This is a genomic window from Sulfitobacter pontiacus, from assembly GCF_040790665.1.
GTDB lineage: Bacteria > Pseudomonadota > Alphaproteobacteria > Rhodobacterales > Rhodobacteraceae > Sulfitobacter > Sulfitobacter pontiacus.
In genome coordinates this window covers 1,131,599-1,151,367 of the sequence record NZ_CP160849.1, presented here as the reverse complement: position 1 = coordinate 1,151,367, position 19,769 = coordinate 1,131,599, and the positions used below count along the sequence as shown (strand labels likewise).

Below are 19,769 nucleotides of genomic sequence, written 5' to 3'. Positions count from 1 at the left end.
GGGGCCACCAAGGGGACGAAGATGTCACAGAACGATCAACACCAAGCCGCCGCTGTAGAAGCCGAAGCCGCCGGAAAAGGCGGGCTGAGCCAAAGCGAACTGGACGAACTTGTCGCGTCTTCGGACACGGGCGGCAGGTCAGCGACCGGAAGCGTTGGCGTCTTTCTGGCGTTGACCGCGCTGGCGTGGTCGCTTTTCCAGCTGTGGATCGCCTCCCCGCTTCCATTTGTTTTCGGCTGGGGTGTTTTTAACGATACCGAAGCCCGGTCAATCCACCTGGCCTTTGCTATCTTCCTTGGCATCGCCGCCTTCCCCGCCGCGCGCACCAAGGTGCAACTGGGGCTGGGGATTATCGTGCCCGTCGTGCTGGCCTATCTGTTCATGGTCGCGGCCAAAGACGGCACGCCGACCTGGTGGATCCCGCTGGTCGCCATCGTCATTGTCGCATGTGTCGTGCTTGGATCGCCCAAAGACCGTATCCCCTTGTGGGAATGGGCCCTGGCGCTGGTTGGCGCGGCGGCTGCGTTGTATCTGTTTGTGTATTATCGCGAGATCTCGGGCCGTGTCGGTGCGCCGAACATGCAAGATACGGTCGTTTTCGTGATCGGCATCATGATCCTGCTAGAGGCAACGCGCCGCGCCCTTGGGCCTGCGCTGATGATCGTTGCGTCGGTCTTCCTTGTCTATAACGTCTTGGGCCCGATGATGCCGGATATCATCGCGCATAAGGGTAACTCGCTTTCTGAGATCGTGAACCATCAGTGGATCACCACCGAAGGTGTGTTTGGCATCGCGCTTGGTGTGTCGACGTCTTTCGTATTCCTCTTCGTCCTGTTCGGCGCGCTGCTGGATAAGGCCGGTGCCGGTAACTATTTCATCCAGGTCGCCTTCAGCATGATGGGCCACATGAAAGGCGGGCCTGCGAAGGCTGCTGTTGTGTCCTCTGCGATGACGGGGCTGATCTCGGGCTCCTCCATCGCCAACGTCGTGACCACGGGGACATTTACCATTCCACTGATGAAAAAGGTGGGGTTCAGCTCTGAAAAGGCCGGCGCGGTCGAGGTTGCGTCTTCGGTCAACGGTCAGATCATGCCGCCCGTCATGGGGGCCGCGGCCTTCCTGATGGTTGAATATGTGGGCATCCCCTATTTCGATGTGGTGAAACACGCGTTTCTGCCCGCGGTGATCTCTTACATCGCGCTGGTGTATATTGTGCACCTCGAAGCGCTGAAGGCCGGTATGGTCGGGTTGGAACGCCCCTATACGCCCAAGCCGATTGTGCAGCGCTTGCTGGTGTCCGCCTTTATCATCGCCTGCATCTGTGCGCTGAGCTTTGCCGTTTACTATGGCATGGGCTGGCTGCGCCCTGCCTTCCCCGAGACGGCAGGCTATATCATCTTTGTGTTGCTGACCGCGGTCTATGCCGGTCTGCTGTACATCGGATCGAAAGAAGAGCCGCTGGTGCTCGATGATCCGAACGAGCCGGTGACACGTTTGCCCTTGCCCGGTCCGACGGTGCGGTCGGGCCTGCACTTTATCCTGCCGATCGTCGTGCTGGTCTGGGCCTTGATGGTGGATCGTCTGTCACCCGGCCTGTCGGCGTTCTGGGCCACGACCTATATGATCTTTATCCTCGTGACACAGCGTCCGCTGATGGCGATTTTCCGGGGCGAAAGCCAGTTTGCCAATGATGTGGTCGCGGGGGTGCGTGACCTGATCGATGGCTTGGTCGTCGGGGCGCGCAACATGATCGGTATCGGTATCGCCACGGCAACTGCGGGTATCATCGTGGGCGTTGTCAGCCAGACCGGCGTTGGGTCGGCGCTTGCCGATGTGGTCGAGGTTCTGTCGGGCGGCAATATCCTTGCGATCCTGTTCCTGACCGCGATCCTGTCGCTGATCCTTGGGATGGGGCTGCCGACGACGGCGAACTATATCGTTGTGTCGGCCTTGCTGGCGCCCGTCATTGTGACACTGGGGCAGCAGAACGGTCTGATCGTGCCGCTGATCGCGGTGCACCTGTTCGTGTTCTACTTTGGCATCATGGCTGATGTGACGCCTCCGGTCGGGCTGGCGAGCTTTGCCGCCGCGGCTGTGTCTGGTGGGGATCCGATCAAGACCGGTGTCGTCGCGTTCTTCTACAGCTTGCGGACGGCGGCCCTGCCGTTCCTGTTCATCTTCAACACCGAACTTCTGTTGATTGATGTGACGATGGTGCAGGGTATATTCGTCTTCATTGTCGCGACCTTTGCGATGCTGCTGTTTGCAGCGGCGACCCAGGGCTGGTTCCTTGCGCGGAACCGCTTCTACGAGACGATTGCCCTGTTGCTGATCGCCTTTACCCTGTTCCGGCCCGGTTTCTGGATGGATATGGTCTTTCCGCCCTACACCGAAGAAGCACCGGCCGAGATTGTACAGGCCGCGGCCGACACACCGCTTGGGGAGGATCTGCGCCTGCGCGTCGCGGGTATCAATGATCTGGGTGACCCGATCGAATTTGTCGCCCTTCTGCCCATCAACGAAGGCTCCACGGGCGAAGAACGGCTGGAGGCTGCCGGCGTGATTACGCGTGTCGAGGGCGACCAGATGTTCATCGACGACGTTCTGTACAACTCTGCCGCGCAATCGGCGGGTCTGGATTGGGACCAAGAGGTGCTGCGCGTGCTCAAACCCGTGGCAACCCCAAGTAAATACTGGATGTTTATCCCCGCGCTGTTGTTGCTGGCCCTCGTGGTCGTCATGCAACGGGGCCGCAATGCACGTGCGGCCCACAAAGCAGCGGTGGTGTAGCAAATTAGTTTGTGCATGTTACGCATAGAAGCCATGCAAATGACGGTGGGTTCGCCATCACGTCACGTGTTTAATATTCCCAACAATGGGAGTATGGACTTGTCACCTTGGGCGTATGGGCGGAGTATTTCCGGCCCCTTCCGCCCGTTTGGACGGAGTGACAAGTTATGACACCTTTTGCGATTGCAGGCGTGCAGATGTACGTCAACGCGCTGGAGTCCAACGTCGATGGCATGATCCAACGACTGGACATCCTGATGGCGCGTTTTCCTTGGACCCAGATGGTCCTGTTTTCCGAGCTGGCCCCCTTTGGCCCGCTTGACCGGTTTGCATTGCCCCCCGAGAATGAAACGCTAGAGGTGTTTCAGGCCGCTGCACGCAAGCACCGTGTCTGGCTGATCCCCGGCTCCATGTTCCTCAAGAACCCCGAGGACGGGCGCGTGTACAACACCGCCGTGGTGATCAACCCCGAGGGCGAGATCATCCGCCGCTACGCCAAGATGTTCCCGTTCCGGCCCTATGAATCCGGCATCGCGGCGGGCACCGAATTCTGTGTGTTCGACGTGCCGGAAGTCGGGCGTTTCGGCTTGTCGATCTGCTATGACATGTGGTTCCCCGAAACCACGCGCCAGTTGACCAGCCAAGGCGTCGAGGTTCTGCTGACACCGGTTCTGACCGGCACCACCGACCGCGACGCAGAGCTGGCGATTGCCCGCGCGACCGCGGCGCAGTTCCAGTGCTATGTCTTTGCGGTCAACGGTCTGGGCGCAGGCGGCGTCGGTAAATCGCTGGTTGTCGATCCGACGTCAATGGTCCTGCACCAGTCCGCCGGTCAGGAAGACATGTTCCCGATCGAAGTCGATCTGTCGATGGTGCGTCGTCAGCGCGAAACCGGCATGAAGGGTCTGGGGCAGGTGCTTAAATCCTTCCGCGACCGGTCTACCGACTTCTCGATCTATGACCGTTCCAGCGGGACAGACGCCTATCTGAACACGCTTGGCCCGCTTGAGGTGCCCCATCAGGGGACCCGCGCCGGTCTGCACGTCGATGTGCCCGCGCAGCGGGTACCGGACGCGCCCGTGTTCAAAGGGCATGAAACAACGACACCAGCGGTTCAGCCGGGCTTTGCCCCCGAACCGCTACCAAATCCAACGGCGGGGACTGCCAATATCACGGCCCCTGCCGAAACACCTGTGGCTCCGGCTGCAGCGACACCAAATCCACCCGTAAAGCCCGGTGATTTGCCGGGCAGCGGGCCGACATCTAGCGGCTAGGCTGCGGCGTTCAGGTCCGGCGCTTTTCAAAAGTGCCGGACACCGGGATGCAGCAGTCGACCGCCCAAAGCGGAGTACGATTGATGCATTCTATGAACGATTATTCGTCGGCAATTCAGCTGAGGTCCGACCGATGGAGCGCGCTGCGTGAAGCGGCGAGCGGCCTGACCCGCACCACCACAGCCAAGGAAATCGAAGCCCTGCGCAGCAAATGCGCCGCGCTGTTTGACTCCCTGTCGCTGATCGAACCCTATTGGGCCTTTCCGGGCATGGCGGCGTTCGAACACCTGCAGCGGATGCTGAATAACAACAGCTTTGACGACATGGCCTTTGCGGTGAACCGCATCACGCGGGCGCTGACAACAGGGGCCTATCGCCGTCGCACCATCCCGCTGGAACGCGACAGCATCGATCACGACGAACATGACGACGAGGCGATGCTCTCTCCCGAGGCGCGGGCGCTGACCAAACCGTATTTCGAGGTGCTGATCGTCGATGATGTGAACGACCAGCAAGAGCGCTGGCTGAAATCCAACGTCAGCCGGATGCGCCGCCCCGAAGACCCGTTCCACTACGAAGCCGTGGTGGTCAAATCCATCGAAGACGCGCTGATCGCGGTGCTGTTCAACCACAACATCCAGGCCATCGTTGTGCGCCCGGGGCTGACGCTCAAGTCCAAGATGGACGAGACGATCCTTGTTCGGTATCTGGCGCGTGCTGGCGGGCAAGAAGAGATCGACAAGCTCCAGCCCGAGAACTACGGCCCCGAGCTTTGCCGCATGATCGCCAAGGTTCGCCCCGAGCTCGACGCCTATCTGGTGACCGAACGGTCGGTCGAGGATATCGCGGGTCTGGATCTGGGGATCTGCCGTCGGGTCTTTTATAACCAAGAAGACTTTATGGAGCTGCATCTGAACATTCTGCGCGGGGTGCAGGCGCGGAACAAATCGCCTTTCTTCACGGCGCTTGTCGAATATTCCAAACAGCCCACGGGCGTTTTCCACGCGATGCCGATCAGCCGGGGCAAGTCGATCACGCGGTCGCATTGGATTCAGGACATGGGCGCGTTCTACGGGCCGAACATCTTTTTGGCCGAAACCTCTGCCACCTCGGGCGGGCTGGACAGCTTGCTTGAACCACACGGGCCGATCAAAGAGGCGCAAGAACTGGCCAGCCGCGCCTTCGGGTCCAAGCAGACGTTCTTTGCCACCAATGGCACTTCGACCTGCAACAAGATCGTGGTGCAGGCTCTGGTGCGCCCCGGTGACATCGTGCTGGTCGATCGCGATTGCCACAAATCCCACCACTACGGGATGGTGCTGGCGGGGGCGCAGGTGTGCTACCTTGATAGCTACCCGCTGAATGAATATTCCATGTACGGTGCCGTGCCCCTGCGCGAGATCAAGCATCAGCTTCTGGCGCTCAAGGCTGCGGGCAAGCTGGATCAGGTGCGCATGTTGCTGCTGACAAACTGCACCTTTGACGGGCTGGTCTATAACGTCGAACGGGTGATGGAGGAATGTCTGGCGATCAAGCCTGACCTCATCTTCCTGTGGGACGAGGCGTGGTTCGCTTTTGCCCGTTTCAACCCGACCTATCGCCAGCGTACGGGCATGAACGCGGCCAATACGCTGCGCGCGCGGTTCAAGTCGGACGACCACCGCATCGCCTATGAAAAGCAACAGGCTGAACTGAAGGATGCCGACGACGAGACGCTGCTGAACACGCGGTTGATCCCTGCGCCGGATTCGAGGGTGCGGGTCTATACCACGCAATCGACCCATAAAACGCTGACCTCCCTGCGGCAGGGATCGATGATTCACGTGAACGATCAGGACTTTAAGGGCGAGGTCGAACAAAGCTTCCACGAAGCCTATATGACCCATACCTCGACCTCGCCGAACTACCAGATCATCGCCTCGCTTGATGTGGGGCGACGACAGGTGGAACTTGAAGGCTTCGAATTCGTGCAGCGCCAGATCGAGGCCGCTTTGTCCATGCGTCGTGCGATTGCCGACCACCCGCTGCTGAGCAAATACTTCAAGGTGCTGACAGCGGGCGACATGATCCCCGAGGAATACCGCGAAAGCGGAGTGACCAGCTATTACCATCAGGAACAGGGCTGGACCGATATGTGGGACTGCTGGGAGAAAGACCAGTTCGTCCTTGATGCCAGCCGTGTGACGCTGCTGGTCGGCGGGACGGGCTGGGACGGTGACACGTTCAAGACCGATATTCTGATGGATAAATACGGCATCCAGATCAACAAGACATCGCGCAACACGGTCTTGTTCATGACCAATATCGGCACCACGCGGTCCAGCGTCGCCTATCTGATCGAGGTGCTGGTCGAGATCGCGAAATCGCTGGATGACCGTCTGGATGACGCCAGCAAGATGGAGCGTCGGTCTTTCGACAACCGCGTCGCCAACCTGATGGAGAACTACCCGCCGCTGCCGGACTTCAGCCGCTTTCACGAGGCCTTCCGCAACGACGACGTCACCTCCGAAGGGGATATCCGCACGGCGTTTTTCCTCGCCTATGACGAGAAGAACACCGATTACCTGGAGCTGAACGGCACGCTGAAAGAGGCGATGGACGCCAACCAGACGGTCGTGTCCGCCAGCTTTATCATCCCCTATCCCCCCGGCTTTCCCATCCTCGTCCCCGGACAGGTGGTAAGCCAGGAAATCCTGTCGTTCATGCGGAATTTGGACGTCAGCGAAATCCACGGTTACCGCCCCGATCTGGGGCTGCGCGTCTTTACGGATGCGGCGCTGAAACGGGTGCGCAAGAAAAACCTGTCGTCTTCACCTGACTAAGATTAAGCAAAGGACCAAATATCATGGCAACGACTGTTCTCAAGAATATCTCGGAAATTCGTCGGTTCTTTCACCGTAACGAAGACCCTGTTTACTTTATCTCGGCCACGAACTTTAACCTTCTTGGTCTCGATGAGTGGGTGAAAAACTTTAAGTATATCTGTTACATCGACTGCTACGGCGGCAAGCACCCCAACGTGTTCTGCCCCTCGGAACAGCCCCACGCTGAATTCCAGAGCATCGAAGACATCAACAACTATCTGTTGCAGCACAAAGAGGTGATCGACTTCGTCAAGCGGCGCGGTGGCAAGCCCAAGTTCGTGTTCCTGATGTTCGACGAGGAAACCGAACGTCTGTCGAAAGAGCTGGGGGCGGATGTCTGGTTCCCCAAGGCCAAGCTGCGCCAAAAGATGGACAACAAGATCGAAACCGTGCGGATCGGCAACAAGGCCGGTGTGCCGTCGGTGCCGAACGTGCTGGCCGAGGTCAAGGATTACGAAGACCTCAAGAAGACCTGCGAGAAGGCCGGGATCGGTCACGATCTGGTGCTGCAATCCGCCTTTGGTGACAGTGGCCACACGACGTTCTTTATCAAGTCCGAAGCAGACTTCCGCCGTCATGAATCCGAAATCGTCGGCGAGGGCGAGATCAAGATCATGAAGCGGATCGACTGCCGCGGTTCCGCGATCGAGGCTTGTGCCACCAAGGAGGGCACGATCGTTGGCCCCTTGATGACCGAATTGGTCGGTTTCAAGGATCTGACGCCCTATCGCGGGGGCTGGTGTGGCAATGAAATCCTGTCGACCGCCTTCCCGCCCAAGGTCCGCCAGAAAGCGCGCGAGCTGACCTATAAGTTCGGCGAACAGCTGCGCAAGGAAGGCTATCGCGGCTATTTCGAGCTCGACTTCCTGATCGACAAAAAGACCGGTGACATCTGGCTGGGCGAGCTGAACCCGCGCATCACGGGCGCGTCGTCGATGACGAACCACGCCGCCTTTGCCCATGCGGATGCGCCCTTGTTCCTGTTCCACCTGCTGGAATTCAGCAAGAAGAAGTTCAATCTGGATGTAGAAGAGCTGAACAACCGTTGGGCCGACCCCGAGATGATCGACGGTTGGAGCCAGATGGTGATCAAACATACCGAAGACAGCGTCGATATCTGCACCGAAGCGCCCGAAACAGGCATTTACAAGATGCTGGAAGATGGCCGCGTTGTGTTTGACCGTTTCGATTATCACCGTCGCGCCGTGGAATCCGAGAACGAGGCGTTCTTCCTGCGTATCCTGCAACCGGGGGATTACCGCTATGAAGGGGCCGATATTGGCATCCTTGTGACCCGCGGTCGGTCGATGACGAAGTCTTTCCAGTTGAATGAGCGCGCGAAAAAGTGGATTCACGGGATCAAGCAATCGGTGAACGGTCGTCCTCTGCCCGTCGCAGAGGCGGGTCCGGCGATGTCTGATCCGGCGTTCAAAATCCTTTAAGCACCGAAAGGGCAGCACATGCTGTGGCGTGCCATTTCAGAAGAATTGCCCGGTCCCAAATGGGCCGGGCTTTTCGCCGAATATTGGCCCTTCTACCGTAAATGGTGGCTGAAGGAGGGCGAGCCCGCGCGCCCGACCTATGCCGAATGTCGTCGTGCGCTAAAGGCGCATATGCCCGACCTCATCCCGCTGTACGAAGATCTATGTGATCAGGCGGGCGGGGGTGATCTGGCGGCAAGGTTCCTGAGCTTTTACTGCCCTCCGCCCTATCTATCGGGATGCAGTCAGGCGGTTTGGGGCGGCAAGGAACCTGTCATGGTGCGCAACTATGACTATAACACCAACGCGTTCGACAGTCTGGTGCTGCACACCGGCTGGAAGGGGCGCCGCGTGATGGGCACCTCTGACGGGTTGTTCGGGCTGGTGGACGGGGTGAATGACGCGGGGCTGTCGATCTCGCTCACCTTTGGGGGCCGTCGTGTGGTGGGGGTGGGCTTTGGCGTGCCGCTGATCCTGCGCTATGTGCTGCAAACCTGCGAGACTGCCGAGCAAGCGGGCGAAATTCTGGCACGTGTGCCGACCCACATGAGCTATAACGTCACCGTGTTGGACCGCAAACGCAAGTATCTGACGGCGCTGATGGCACCGGATCGGCCTGCGATCATCACCAAGGCAGCGGTGGCCACCAACCATCAGGAGAATGTCGAATGGATCAGCCATGCGCGGTTCACGGCGACGGTTGAACGCGAAAGATATCTGCTGCAACGGCTCCGGTTCCACCGTGATCCGGAAGAGAAATTCATCAATACGTTCCTGAAACCGCCGCTGTATTCGCACCAGTTCAACGCAGGCTTCGGCACGCTTTATACCGCTGTCTATCGCCCCCGCAAACGCGAGATGGAGCATCGCTGGCCCGGAACCGTCTGGCATCAGAAGCTGGACGCGTTCGAGGAAGGGTCGCGCAACGTCCTGATGCCGGGGGTTGTGGCGTAACTTTTTCCCTGCGCACGAAAAAAGGCGGGACACATGCCCCGCCTTTGTGGTTCGCTGTCGCCTAATTTAAGCGGCTTTGCGGCTGTGTTCACCTTCTTCGACTTCCTCGACGATCTTGGCGATAAACGCATCCAGATCTTCCGGGGAGCGGCTGGTGATGATGCCTTGGTCCACGACAACTTCGCTATCCTCGTAATGCGCACCGGCGTTTTTGACATCCGTCGCGATTGAGGCATAGGAGGTTGCGGCGCGGCCTTTGATAATGCCTGCTTCGATCAGCAGCCAAGGGGCGTGGCAGATCGCGGCAACGGTCTTGCCCGCGTCAGCAAAGCTTTTGATCAGCGATACCGCGTCCTTGTTGGCGCGCAGCAGGTCGGGGTTGATCTGACCGCCGGGCAGGACAATCGCGTCGTAGTCATCAACAGTGACATCCGACAGGGCTTTGTCGGCAGCAACTGTGTTGCCCCAGTCGTCTTTGTCCCAGCCCTTGATGTCTTTGCCATCAGGGGTGGCAACATGCACGGTGGCCCCTTTGGCCTTGAGGTCATTCAACGGGCGCTCCAGCTCGGATTGCTCGAAACCATTGGTGGATAGGATCAGAATTTTCGCGTCTGTGATCTGTGTCATTAGAAAGCTCCTTTCATCTTCGCTATCTTCACCGACACAACAAAGACACTGCGCGAATGTTCCAGCGCTGGAACCTGCATTGACGGGATTCCGCCGATGCCCAGAATGAACTTTTCGTGTCCAGAATTCGATACACACGGTTTGTGATCTCCTTTATACCAAGGGGATGAAAGACACCGTCGACCCTGCACCATCCGTCAATCTGGAGGAGATCATCGTCTGCCCCCAATGCGACGCCGTGTATCACCTCAAGGTGCCCAAGGTCGGCGAGAAGGCGGTGTGCGAACGGTGCCATACCGTGTTGATCGAACCGCGCAAAAAAGCGGGGCTGAAGATCATTGCCATCGCCATTGCCACCTTTGTTCTGATCCTTGGCGCGACGTTCTTTCCGTTTCTGGATATTGATGCGGCGGGCAACAAGAACTCTGTCTCTGTGATGGACGCGGCGCTGGCGTTTTCCAGCGGGCCACTTTTGCTGCTGTCGCTGGCGACGGCTGCCTTGATCATGCTGGTGCCCTTGGCGCGGGTGATGCTGACGCTCTATGTGCTGGTGCCCATCGTGCTGGACCTGCCGCCCGCACGCCACGCAATGCAGGCGTTCCGCCTGTCGCAAGCGTTGCAACCGTGGTCGATGGCCGAGATTTTCGCGCTTGGCTGTGCCGTGGCGCTGGTGAAGATTGCCGATCTGGCAACTGTGGGGTTTGGGCCAGCTTTCTGGATGTTTTGTGGTTTGGTTGTTCTGATTGTGGCGCAGGACAAATTCATGTGTAAATGGTCGGTATGGAATTCGCTGGAAAATCCCAAGAAATCCTAAGCGCCCGCGACATGGGGTTGGTGGCCTGCACACGGTGTACCCGTGCGTGGCCTATCGGCACGCCTGTCTGCCAACGCTGCGGCCACAAGATGCTGTCGCGTGACTTTGGCAGTATGCAGCGGGTCTGGGCGTTCTGGGTCGTGGGGCTGATGTGCTATATCCCCGCCAATATGTACCCGATGCTGAAAACGCGGACCCTGTTTCAGGTGGATGAAAGCACCATCGTCGGCGGTGCGGTCGAACTGGCGCATCACGGCTCTTACGGTATTGCCTTTATCATCCTGCTCGCGTCGGTCGCGATCCCGCTGGCCAAGTTCTGGGCAATCGCCTATCTGGCGGTCAGCGTTAAGACGCGTAATGCCGCGGCACATCGGTCGCGCCATGTGATGTATGAAATTGTAGAGTATATCGGCCGCTGGTCTATGATCGATATCTTTGTGGTTGCGATCCTCTCGTCGCTGGTGCAACTCAAAACCCTTGCGACCATTAACCCCGGCCCTGCGAGCATGTTTTTCGCCTTGTCGGTCATTTTTACCATGCTTTCTGCACAGGCCTTCGACTCCAGACTGATCTGGGACACGAATGCTTTCGATGGGGACCCCGATCAACATGTCTGACACGCCACCCGAGGTTAAGGTTAAATCCGCGCGCAAACTGTTCCTGAGCAGCGCGTCGATCGTCTGGATCATCCCGATCCTGGCGTTGGTTGCGGCTTTGGGTGTTGCGTTCAACAGCTACAATTCCCGCGGTCCGGTGATTTTTGTCGAATTTGACAAAGGGGCCGGCATCAAGGCGGGCGAGACCGAATTGCGTTACCGTGACGTGACCGTTGGCCGGGTCGAGGAAGTCGGCTTTACCACCGGTCTGGGCAAGGTCGTCGCGTCGATCCGCGTGGACAAGAATGTGGCGCCCTTTATCGACGCAAGCGCGTCCTTCTGGATCGTCCAGCCCGAGGTTTCGGCGCAGGGGATCTCGGGGTTGGGGACGGTGCTAAGCGGCGTCTATATCGAGGGCAGCTGGAATGACGAAGTGGGCGATTTCGCCGAACGGTTCGTCGGGTCGGATTCGCCACCGCTGATCCGCGCCGGGCAATCCGGTCTGCAAATCGCCTTCCGCACCGTTGGCAACGGCACCCTGACCGATGATGCCCCGATCCTGTATCGTGGGATCGAGGTGGGCCGTTTGGGCAAGGCAGAGATCGCCCCACGCGGGAACTTTGCCATCGTAGAGGCGCTGATTTACGAAGAGCACCGCAACCTGATCAACAGCAGCACACGCTTCTGGGACAGCTCTGGTTTCAGCCTCTCCCTCGGGCCAGGTGGTGCCGAGATCGACTTTCAGTCCATTGCGACGCTTATCGGGGGCGGGGTGACGTTTGATACATTCGTTTCCGGCGGCGACCGCGTGCAAGACGGCACCGTATTCGACATTTTCCCAAGCAAGGAAGACGCTCGCAGCGCGGTTTTCAACGCCTCGGAAGTCGAGCCGCTGTTGATCAACGTGATCTTTGATGAAAACGTTTCCGGACTGGCCGTCGGCGCCCCTGTCGAGCTGAGCGGTCTGAACATCGGCGAGGTCGACTCCCTCGCCGGTATCGTGGATTACGACCAGTTTGGTGACAGCCGCGTGCGGTTGAACGTGACGCTGGCCATCCAGCCCGCGCGGCTTGGCCTGCCGGGTGATGTATCTGCCGAAAGCGCGCTGGCGTTCTTGCAGGACCGTGTTGTGAACGGTCTGCGCGCGCGGCTTGCCTCTGCTAGCCTGTTGACCGGTGGCCTGAAGGTTGAACTGGTGGTGGTCGAGGACGCGCCAAGCGGGCGTCTGGTGGCCGCGGGCGAAAACTTCCCTGTTATGCCGACGACCAAGAACGAAACATCAGATGCCGCTGCCACTGTCGAAGGTGTCTTTAGCCGCATCAACAACCTGCCCATCGAAGAGCTGTTGAACAGCGCCATCGGTCTGATGAATTCGCTACAGGCCTTTGTTGGCAGTGACGAGCTGCAACAGACCCCGCGCGATGTCCGCACGTTGATCAACGAGGTCACGGGGCTGGTATCGTCGGATGAGGTGCAGAATATCCCCGTATCGCTGAACGCCACGCTGCTGCGTGTCGAGACGCTGGTCGCGACACTCGAGGAAGAGCAGATGGCGAAACGTCTGCTGGATGCGGTCGACTCCGTCTCGGAGGCCGCCACCTCCTTCAGCACCTCGACCGAGGGCGTGCCCGAACTGGTCGAAGAGATGCAGGCCGTCGCCGCCAAGGCAAGCGAGCTGGAACTGCAACAGCTGGTGGACGAGTTGACCGCGCTGACCCGCTCTGCCGATCAGGTGATTGGTACACCGGACGCCGTGGCGCTGCCCGGATCGCTGAAAAACGCGTTGGACGAGCTGAACTATACGCTGCAGGAACTGCGCGAAGGCGGCGCGGTCGAGAACGTGAACCGGACGCTGGCATCAGCGCGTAACGCGGCGGATAACATCGCGGTGTCGGCACAAGACCTGCCACAGATCGTGAACCGTCTGTCGACCCTGTTCACGCAGGCAGAGCGTACAATTGAAGGGTACAACAAGGGTGATCAGATCAGCCGTACCGCACAAGAAACCATGCGTGATATCCAAAAAGCAGCCGATGCGCTTGCATCCTTGGCGCGCACCATTGAACGTAACCCCAATTCATTGTTGCTGGGACGGTAAAATATGAACGTTGTAAAAAGTATCGCAAGCCTTGGTCTCGTGGCCTTTCTTGCCGCTTGTGGATCCGCAGATCGCTATGCCGTGGACATGCCCCCGGTCACAGAGCAGGTGAGCATCCGCTTCAACTCGGTCGAAGTGCGTGACGTATCGCTGCCCAGCTATGCGGCTGCCGATGAAATCCACGTGCGCAAATCGAACGGTACGTTGGTGAGCTCTTCCGACGAACTTTGGGCGGATTCGCCCGAACGGGCCGTCGCATTGGAATTGAGCGAGAACCTGTCGCGCCTCACCAACCGTCGGATCGCATCCGAGCCTTGGCCATTCGAAGCCTATCCCGATGCCCGGCTTGAGCTGCGGTTCACCGAATTGCTGGCCGCTGAAACAGGCCAGTTCCGCGCCTCGGGCCAGTATTTCGTCGCCGTATCCACCGGTGGAAGCGAACGATCGGGGTTGTTTGACCTGACCGTGGCTTTCGACCCCAAGGGGGGACCGGCTGCCATTGCAGCCGCACGGGGGCAACTGATCCTTGATTTGGCCAGCTATATCGCCAAGAATGGACTAAAGTGACGTAATTCCAGCGCGATTTCCCGATAGGGGAAAATTTTATACGACTTTTGATTGAATTTTTTTCATAAGGATTTAGCAAGGCCGCCATCACCCTTTGGGCGCAATCGCATAACAGGCAGACCTTCTTCATCTCATGCCCGTTGACGCTACCTGCGATATCGCGGGCATCTTGCCTGATACATTACTTTTAGCCAGTTCTGGCCATGATCAACGGACCACATGCATATGATGAACCAAAGCCAATCGAACTTTTCCGGGCCCAGGGACGAAGATGACGACACCATCGATCTTGGCGCGCTGATTGGTACGTTGTGGCGGGGCAAGCTGATTATCGCTGCTGTCACACTGATTTTCATGCTGCTGGCGGGGTACTATGCCTATGGCGTGGCTGTGCCGACCTATCGGTCCACCGCGGTTGTGGTGCTGGACACCAAGGAAGACAGCATCGTGGACCTGCAGGCCGTGGTTGGCGGGTTCTCGGGCGATAGCACCGAGGTCAATACAGAGGTCGAAGTGCTGCGGTCCCGTGGGTTGGCGGGCAAAGTTGTCGACCGGCTGAACCTGATTGATGACCCAGAGTTTAACGGCGCACTGCGCGAACCGTCCATGATCGGTGGCATGATCTCTGGCCTCAAGGGGATGCTGTCTTCGGGGGCACCCGAAGAAGAGTTGGACCCTGAACTTCAGAAAGCCAAAACCCGCGATGCGGTTGTGCAGGCTTTGCTGGACAAGGTCTCGGTTTCTAACATCCGCCAAAGCCTTGTGTTCAACGTCACGGCTGAAACGGAATCTCCGGTTAAATCTGCCCAGATCGCGAATACGATTGTCGAACTGTACATCTTGAACCAGATCGAAGTGAAATTCGAGGCGACGGAAAAAGCGACTGAATGGCTAAGCAATCGTGTGTCCGAGCTTCAGATCGAGCTTGAGAATGCCGAGAAGAAAGTATCCGAATTTACGGCGCGCACCCAACTGGTTTCGATCGAGGGCCTGCAAGCGCTTGAGCGTCAGATCAAAGAGCTCCGTGACCGCATTGATGGTGCCGCCTTGACGCGCGAGGCGCTTCAAACACGCCTTGCTGACCTGGAGGCCGCGCAGACGCCGGATGAAAAGCTCGACGCCGCGCAAGACGCCGCACTGACCCGTATCTTTAGCAACGGGCTGTCGTCCGAAACGAACCAGACGGCATTTGACCTGCGGTTTGACACGGTGATGACACGGGTTCGGGCTGATCTTGTGCGCAGCACGCAACAACTTGAGGCGCTGCGCAACTCGGAAGAAGAGCTTGCAGCGCAGCTGGCCTCGCAAGGACAAGACCTGATTGAGCTGCAACAGCTGACCCGTGAATCCGAAGCAACGCGTCTGCTGTATGAATATTTCCTGACCCGCCTCAAAGAGACCTCTGCCCAAGAAGGCATTCAGAAGGCCGACAGCCGCATGCTGTCCAGCTCGGTCGTGCCAAATTCACCAAGCGCGCCGAAGAAATCGCAGATCATTGCGCTGGCGATGATCCTTGGGGCGATGGTCGGCTCGGGGCTCGTACTGCTGCGCGAATTCAGAACCCGCACGTTCCGCACCGCGAACGAGCTTGAGCAACACACCGGCTATACCGTGATCGGGCAGATCCCGCTGATCCCTACGCGTCACCGCAAGGACACGCTCAAGTATCTGTCGGACAAGCCGACGTCTGCCGCCGCCGAAGCGATCCGCAACCTGCGCACCTCGTTGATGCTGTCGAACCTCGACAAAAAGCCGCAGGTCATCGTATCGACCTCGTCCATCCCGGGGGAGGGTAAAACCACCGTCTCGCTGTCGCTGGCGAAATTCCTGTCCGGTCTGGGCAAATCCGTCCTGCTGGTCGAAGGCGATATCCGCCGCCGCACGCTGAACGAATACTTCCCCGATATGCCGCGCAACGGCATCGCGTCTGTCCTGAACGGCGATGTGAAATTCGCCGATGCGATCCATACGCCTGACGGTTTTGGCGCGGATGTTCTGGGCGGCGAAAAGACCAATGTGAACGCGGCGGATATCTTCTCCTCCGATCGGTTCAAATCCTTCATCTCCGAAATGCGCGATCAGTATGACTTCATCATCATCGACACGCCGCCTGTGCTCGTTGTGCCGGATGCACGTATCATCTCGCAGAATGCCGACGCGATCCTGTTCTCTGTCAAATGGGACAGCACGAACAAGGGTCTGGTCGAGGAATCCATGCGTTTCTTCCACAACTCGAACCAGCGGATCACCGGTCTTGTGCTCAGCCAGATCGATGAGAAGGGCATGAAACGCTATGGCTATGGCGGCGAATACGGTGCCTATGGGGCCTACGGCAAGGGCTATTACGACAGTTAAGCAAGGCTTGGGCATGCCTCAAAACTGCCCAAATCTTTCCCCTCAAGGGTCATAACAGGGCCGCTCTGCTAGGCGATATTCATTGGGAAGTTATCCCAGTGAGGACCATCAGATGGCACGTATGAAAGAGATCGCGACAGCTGCTGGCACGCTCGCCTGCGCTTTGGGCATCGGCTACGTGATGCAAAGCTCTGACGCTGCGACAGCCCGCTATGGCTCTGACGCCGCTGTGAAAGAGCAAGAGCTGCGCCGGCTAAGCAACGAGAATGCCGTGCTCGAGGTCGAAGACATCGTCCTCACCTCGGCCGAGTTCAATGCGGCCCCGCTGGAGCCCACGGTGGAGCTGCCCGATTCTGCCCCCGTCATGTTGGCCGCTGCAAGCGCGGACGAACCGATCTCTCGCCCAGTTTCCGCCCCAATTGCGACGGAACCAGCGGCCACACAGACCTGCGATATCACCGCAAACGCGCGCCCCGTCGCGGCAGCTATGGTGAACCTGACACTGGCGGCACCCTGCATGCCAAACGAACGGATCACAGTGCATCACAGCGGCATGATCTTTACCCAAACGACATCTGACACCGGCGCGCTGGACATTACCGTTCCGGCGCTTGCGCAGGATGCGACCTTTGTCATTGCTTTCGGAAACGGCGAAGGCGCGGTTGCGGATGCGAAGATTGATGATCTGGCCGAATTTGACCGCGTGGTTCTGCAATGGAAGGGTGACACGGGTTTCCAGATGCACGCCCGCGAATTCGGGTCCGACTACGATGGTTCGGGCCATGTCTGGGCTGGCAAGCCGCGCAGCGTTGCCTCCGCGATCACGGGGGAAGGCGGATTTATGACCGTGAACGGCGACCTCAGCGCGGCAGAGCCACTGGTGGCCGAGGTGTACACATTCCCCGCTGCGATGGAAAACGCCGACGCCCGCGTTGCGCTGACCGTGGAAGCCGAAGTGATCCAGGCGAACTGCGGCCAAGAGATAGAGGCGCAATCGATCGAACTGCTTGGCGATGCCACGCTTAGAACACGCGACCTAAGCGTCGCAGTGCCGGATTGTGATGCGGTCGGCAGCTTTCTTGTGTTGAATAATCTGCTCCAAGACATGAAGGTTGCGGGACACTAACGCAACGCTTGGGGTCTTATGATCACGATTATACGTGCGGCGGTTCTCGCCGCACTTTTCTTATGTTCGGCGACGCTGTCCGCATGGGCGCAGGATGTCGCGCTTTCCTCCCGTGATGGCAAGATTGAACTAAGCGGCACCTTGCTGGGCTTTGATGGCGAGTTCTACCGCGTCGAAACCGAATATGGCGAGCTGACGGTCGACAGCACCGGCGTTCAATGCGAAGGGCCGGGCTGCCCTAATCTGGACCCTTTCGTCGCCGAACTGCAGCTTTCGGGATCGGCCACGATGGGCGAAGTGTTGATGCCTGCCCTGATCGACGGGTTTGCGCAGCGCAACGGCTATACCGCTGTGCGCGAGGATGAAGACGAACACCGCTTTACCTACCGGTTGATCGACGAAAAAAGCGAACAAACCGTGGCACTGTTCATGTTCCGGGCAAGCAACAGCGACGAAGGCTTTGCCGATCTTCTGGCAGATGAGGCTGATATCGTGATGTCCCTGCGCGAAATGCGCCCTGAAGAGCGGGTCCGCGCGCGCGAGGCGGGGTTGGGGGATATGACGGGCCTGAACCGCAGTCGCGTGCTGTCGCTTGATGCTGTGGTGCCGGTGGTGTCGGCCTCGAACCCGGTCAAGCAGATCTCTCCGTTGATGTTGGCGCGGGCCTTTGCGGGTAAGGTGACCAACTGGCAGGCGCTTGGCGGGCCGGACGCACCCATTGATCTGCATCTGCCTGACACCAGCAGCGGGCTGGCACAAGCGATTAGTGATCAGGTGATGCGGCCCGCGACGCTGAAGTTCACCGAAAATATCACCCGCCATGCCCGCCCTGCCGATCTGGCGGAAGCGGTGGCAAACGACAGTTTCGCGCTTGGCATCACCAGCTATGCCGAACAACGTGATACCGATGTGTTGACGCTTTCGGGCAGCTGTGGCTTTGCGCTCGATGCCTCGCGCCGCACCATCAAGACCGAAGATTACCCGCTGACCGCGCCGATGTTTCTGTACTTTCCGGCCCGCCGTCTGCCACAGGTGGCGCGTGAGTTTCTGGCCTTTACCCGCAGCCCTGCGGCGCAGATCGTGATCCGACGCGCGGGGTTTGTGGATCAGACGCCCGAGGAGATCCCTGTCGAGGATCAGGGCAACCGATTTACAAACGCGATTGCTGTCGCGGGGCCGGAAATCACGCTTGAGGAACTACAGCGGATGAATGCAGCGTTGAAGCCCATGGCGCGGCTGTCGACCTCTTTCCGGTTCGAGGCGGGATCGGTGCGTCTGGATGCGCAATCGCGGTCAAACGTGCAGCAACTCGCCCGCGCGCTCGAGGTGGGGCAATACGACGCGCGCCGTTTGTTGTTCGTGGGGTTCAGTGACGGGCAGGGCGCGTCTTTCGCCAACCGTGACATCGCGCTGCGTCGGGCAGAAGCCGTGCGGCAAGCGGTGATCACCGCGGCGGTTACCGCCAATCTGGAACGTGTGACGCTGGATCTGGACGCCTTTGGCGAGGCGATGCCAATGGCCTGTGATGATACCGCATGGGGCCGTCAGGCCAACCGGCGGGTAGAGGTCTGGGTGCGCTGAACCCTAGCGAAACTGGGGCGGGGCGTATTTCAGCAGCACCGGCACGACCAGTTCTTCCTCGTCGATCAGATGGCGGTTCAGCATGGGTTTGAACGCATCCAGACGCTGTTTCATGGCCGCGGTACTGTCGAGGAACCCTGCCGCGTCCCCCTCATGGCGCAGGACGGCATTCGCCGTCTCGGCCAGATCGTTCAAAATACCATCAAGACTGTGGTGGTCGCGATCCAAAATATCGAACCCTTGCGCCGCACCTCGGTCAAGCTGCGCCATCACGGGAAAATACTGGGCATCCTCGATATGGTGGTGACCGTGCAGCTCGTTGATCAGCATCCCGCCGAAACGCGATAGTTTGCGTTTGTAGGTCTCGGGCGGCTCGACGCGGTCCATCGCCAGTTGTGCGTCCCCCTCCATCTGGTCCAGCAGACGGCGGAACATCATATGACGATCCAACCAGAACGCGATCAGGCGGGAGTAATTCGGGTTCTCCTCCCAACCGTCGCGCGGGAAGGCTTTGATCAACGCACGCAGCGGATCGGGCAGGCCATCGCGCTGCATCAGGGAAAGCGGGTCGGGGGGCGGCGTATTGGACATAGGCCAAAGCTAGTGCCGAGGGGTGATCCGGTAAACTGCGCAAATTCGAAC

At 59.0% G+C, this 19,769-nt stretch carries 14 protein-coding genes; 12 read left to right on the top strand and 2 right to left on the bottom strand.

Annotated features, from left to right (window positions below):
• The first annotated feature begins 21 nt into the window (after nt 1–21).
• The 5 genes from AB1495_RS05660 (at nt 22) to AB1495_RS05640 (ending at nt 9,363) form a co-directional block, all read left to right on the top strand.
• Complete coding sequence (locus AB1495_RS05660; protein WP_074636585.1) at nt 22–2,790, top strand: TRAP transporter permease; 2,769 nt, start codon at nt 22–24, stop codon at nt 2,788–2,790.
• A 167-nt stretch (nt 2,791–2,957) separates the two neighbouring features.
• Complete coding sequence (locus AB1495_RS05655; protein WP_009825643.1) at nt 2,958–4,064, top strand: carbon-nitrogen hydrolase family protein; 1,107 nt, start codon at nt 2,958–2,960, stop codon at nt 4,062–4,064.
• A gap of 83 nt (nt 4,065–4,147) precedes the next feature.
• Nucleotides 4,148–6,886, top strand: coding sequence for an aminotransferase class I/II-fold pyridoxal phosphate-dependent enzyme (locus AB1495_RS05650; RefSeq protein WP_074636583.1), 2,739 nt, complete (start codon nt 4,148–4,150; stop codon nt 6,884–6,886).
• 23 nt (nt 6,887–6,909) lie between these two features.
• Nucleotides 6,910–8,370 (top strand): biotin carboxylase, encoded by a 1,461-nt coding sequence (locus AB1495_RS05645; protein WP_009825641.1) that lies wholly within the window; start codon nt 6,910–6,912, stop codon nt 8,368–8,370.
• Nucleotides 8,371–8,388: 18 nt separating this feature from the next.
• Complete coding sequence (locus AB1495_RS05640; protein ID WP_074636581.1) at nt 8,389–9,363, top strand: C45 family autoproteolytic acyltransferase/hydolase; 975 nt, start codon at nt 8,389–8,391, stop codon at nt 9,361–9,363.
• 66 nt (nt 9,364–9,429) lie between these two features.
• Here AB1495_RS05640 and AB1495_RS05635 read toward each other — a convergent pair whose 3' ends face one another.
• Complete coding sequence (locus tag AB1495_RS05635) at nt 9,430–9,990, bottom strand: type 1 glutamine amidotransferase domain-containing protein (protein WP_074636579.1); 561 nt, start codon at nt 9,988–9,990, stop codon at nt 9,430–9,432.
• A gap of 166 nt (nt 9,991–10,156) precedes the next feature.
• Between AB1495_RS05635 and AB1495_RS05630 the strand changes: the two genes are divergently transcribed.
• The 7 genes from AB1495_RS05630 to AB1495_RS05600 all read left to right on the top strand — a co-directional run bounded on the left by AB1495_RS05630 (nt 10,157) and on the right by AB1495_RS05600 (nt 19,127).
• Nucleotides 10,157–10,804 (top strand): paraquat-inducible protein A, encoded by a 648-nt coding sequence (locus tag AB1495_RS05630; RefSeq protein WP_005850602.1) that lies wholly within the window; start codon nt 10,157–10,159, stop codon nt 10,802–10,804.
• An 11-nt stretch (nt 10,805–10,815) separates the two neighbouring features.
• Nucleotides 10,816–11,421, top strand: coding sequence for a paraquat-inducible protein A (locus AB1495_RS05625; protein ID WP_009825638.1), 606 nt, complete (start codon nt 10,816–10,818; stop codon nt 11,419–11,421).
• The gene (locus tag AB1495_RS05620) at nt 11,414–13,498 is read left to right on the top strand and encodes an MlaD family protein (protein ID WP_244268951.1); all 2,085 of its coding nucleotides are present in this window, start codon (nt 11,414–11,416) and stop codon (nt 13,496–13,498) included. The genes AB1495_RS05625 and AB1495_RS05620 overlap by 8 nt, the downstream gene beginning before the upstream one ends.
• A gap of 3 nt (nt 13,499–13,501) precedes the next feature.
• Nucleotides 13,502–14,065, top strand: a complete 564-nt coding sequence (locus AB1495_RS05615) for a membrane integrity-associated transporter subunit PqiC (protein ID WP_074636576.1) — start codon at nt 13,502–13,504, stop codon at nt 14,063–14,065.
• A 225-nt stretch (nt 14,066–14,290) separates the two neighbouring features.
• Nucleotides 14,291–16,420 carry a polysaccharide biosynthesis tyrosine autokinase gene (locus tag AB1495_RS05610; RefSeq protein ID WP_167543141.1) on the top strand — a complete coding sequence of 710 codons (2,130 nt, stop codon included), beginning with the start codon at nt 14,291–14,293 and terminating at the stop codon, nt 16,418–16,420.
• A 112-nt stretch (nt 16,421–16,532) separates the two neighbouring features.
• The gene (locus tag AB1495_RS05605) at nt 16,533–17,546 is read left to right on the top strand and encodes a hypothetical protein (RefSeq protein WP_074636573.1); all 1,014 of its coding nucleotides are present in this window, start codon (nt 16,533–16,535) and stop codon (nt 17,544–17,546) included.
• Between the two features lie 18 nt (nt 17,547–17,564).
• Entirely contained in the window at nt 17,565–19,127 is a 1,563-nt protein-coding gene (locus AB1495_RS05600; protein WP_074636572.1) for a substrate-binding domain-containing protein, read from the top strand.
• 3 nt (nt 19,128–19,130) lie between these two features.
• Here AB1495_RS05600 and AB1495_RS05595 read toward each other — a convergent pair whose 3' ends face one another.
• A complete protein-coding gene (locus AB1495_RS05595) occupies nt 19,131–19,718 on the bottom strand; it encodes a hemerythrin domain-containing protein (protein ID WP_074636570.1) in 588 nt (195 codons plus the stop codon).
• Between the last annotated feature and the right edge of the window lie 51 nt (nt 19,719–19,769).

Coding starts and splice junctions, on each gene's coding strand:
- AB1495_RS05660 (WP_074636585.1), top strand. CDS start 22: ATGTCACAGAACGATCAACACCAAGCCGCCGCTGTAGAAGCCGAAGCC.
- AB1495_RS05655 (WP_009825643.1), top strand. CDS start 2,958: ATGACACCTTTTGCGATTGCAGGCGTGCAGATGTACGTCAACGCGCTG.
- AB1495_RS05650 (WP_074636583.1), top strand. CDS start 4,148: ATGCATTCTATGAACGATTATTCGTCGGCAATTCAGCTGAGGTCCGAC.
- AB1495_RS05645 (WP_009825641.1), top strand. CDS start 6,910: ATGGCAACGACTGTTCTCAAGAATATCTCGGAAATTCGTCGGTTCTTT.
- AB1495_RS05640 (WP_074636581.1), top strand. CDS start 8,389: ATGCTGTGGCGTGCCATTTCAGAAGAATTGCCCGGTCCCAAATGGGCC.
- AB1495_RS05635 (WP_074636579.1), bottom strand. CDS start 9,990: ATGACACAGATCACAGACGCGAAAATTCTGATCCTATCCACCAATGGT.
- AB1495_RS05630 (WP_005850602.1), top strand. CDS start 10,157: ATGAAAGACACCGTCGACCCTGCACCATCCGTCAATCTGGAGGAGATC.
- AB1495_RS05625 (WP_009825638.1), top strand. CDS start 10,816: ATGGGGTTGGTGGCCTGCACACGGTGTACCCGTGCGTGGCCTATCGGC.
- AB1495_RS05620 (WP_244268951.1), top strand. CDS start 11,414: ATGTCTGACACGCCACCCGAGGTTAAGGTTAAATCCGCGCGCAAACTG.
- AB1495_RS05615 (WP_074636576.1), top strand. CDS start 13,502: ATGAACGTTGTAAAAAGTATCGCAAGCCTTGGTCTCGTGGCCTTTCTT.
- AB1495_RS05610 (WP_167543141.1), top strand. CDS start 14,291: ATGATGAACCAAAGCCAATCGAACTTTTCCGGGCCCAGGGACGAAGAT.
- AB1495_RS05605 (WP_074636573.1), top strand. CDS start 16,533: ATGGCACGTATGAAAGAGATCGCGACAGCTGCTGGCACGCTCGCCTGC.
- AB1495_RS05600 (WP_074636572.1), top strand. CDS start 17,565: ATGATCACGATTATACGTGCGGCGGTTCTCGCCGCACTTTTCTTATGT.
- AB1495_RS05595 (WP_074636570.1), bottom strand. CDS start 19,718: ATGTCCAATACGCCGCCCCCCGACCCGCTTTCCCTGATGCAGCGCGAT.